1 protein-coding gene is annotated in these 1,115 nt (G+C 62.9%); it reads right to left on the reverse strand.

What is annotated here, in order from left to right; genetic code table 11:
* Nucleotides 1-18: 18 nt before the first annotated feature.
* A protein-coding gene (locus tag C6W92_RS03295) for an IS3 family transposase (protein ID WP_129431762.1) occupies nucleotides 19-1,115 on the reverse strand; the annotation gives its coding sequence in 2 pieces (ribosomal slippage) (nucleotides 19-947 and nucleotides 947-1,115; 1,098 coding nt annotated over the 2 pieces). This gene is flagged as partial in the annotation.

A 1,115-nucleotide genomic window follows, 5' to 3' on the forward strand; every position in this document is an offset into this window, starting at 1 on the left:
TGGCCTGCCACTGAACTTTCATCCAGCCGGAACCGGAGCCCTTTGGGTTGATACGCCGACAGGCGCAGGTGGAGCAACCGACAGATGCGCGGAGCTTTCAGGTGGCGCAGCGCGGCTGTTGGTTGCGGTGAGCAGCTCCTCGGCGAACGCCTTGGGCGTCTGGTAGCCGAGGGCAGAATGGGGTCTCTCCTCGTTGTAGTCGGTGGCCCATGAGCGGATCACCGTTCTGGCGTGGGTCATGTTGCGAAACATCGTCTCGTTCAGAAGCTCATCGCGCATCCGGCCGTTGAAGCTCTCCACGAAGCCGTTCTGCATGGGCTTGCCGGGAGCGATGTAGTGCCACTCGATGTCGCGCTCGGCGGCAAAGGTTAAGATCGCGTTACTGGTCAGTTCGGTCCCATTGTCGCTGACAATCATGCCAGGCTTTCCCCGTCGCTCGATCACCTGAGCCAGCTCTCGGGCAACGCGCCGCCCAGAGATTGAGGTATCCGGAACTGCGGCGAGGCACTCCCGGGTCACATCATCGACCACGTTCAGGATGCGAAACCGTCGCCCACAGGCGAGCTGGTCGTGGACGAAATCCAGTGACCAGCGGGCATTGGGCCGCGCCTCGACCAGGATCGGGGCACGCGTGCCTATGGCCTTGCGTCTGGCCCGTCGTTTGCGCACCGCCAGCCCTTCCTCGCGGTAGAGCCGGTAGATGCGATTGATGCCCGAAGGCTCACCCTCGCGGCGCAAGAGCACGAACAGGCGCCGATAGCCGAACCTGCGACGTTCATTGGCCAGATCGCGCAGCCGCTGACGCAGCTCGGTCTCTGGCGGTCTGATCGACCGGTAGCGGATCATCTTCCGATCCGCCCCGACAATCTGGCAGGCCCGCCGTTCCGACAGGCCCATCCGGGCCCGCAGATGCGCAACGGCCGCGCGCTTCACGGCGGGCCTTACCATTTTTTTGAAAGCAGCTCCTTCATCGCCGCCGCATCAAGAATCTGCTCAGCCAGCAGCTTCTTCAGCCGGGCGTTCTCGTCTTCAAGCGCCTTGAGCCGCTTCGCATCGGAAACTGTCATGCCGCCAAACTTGGCTTTCCAGTTGTAGAACGTCCCTTCCGACATGCC

Source organism: Roseovarius sp. A46 (assembly GCF_004126395.1).
GTDB lineage: Bacteria > Pseudomonadota > Alphaproteobacteria > Rhodobacterales > Rhodobacteraceae > Roseovarius > Roseovarius nitratireducens.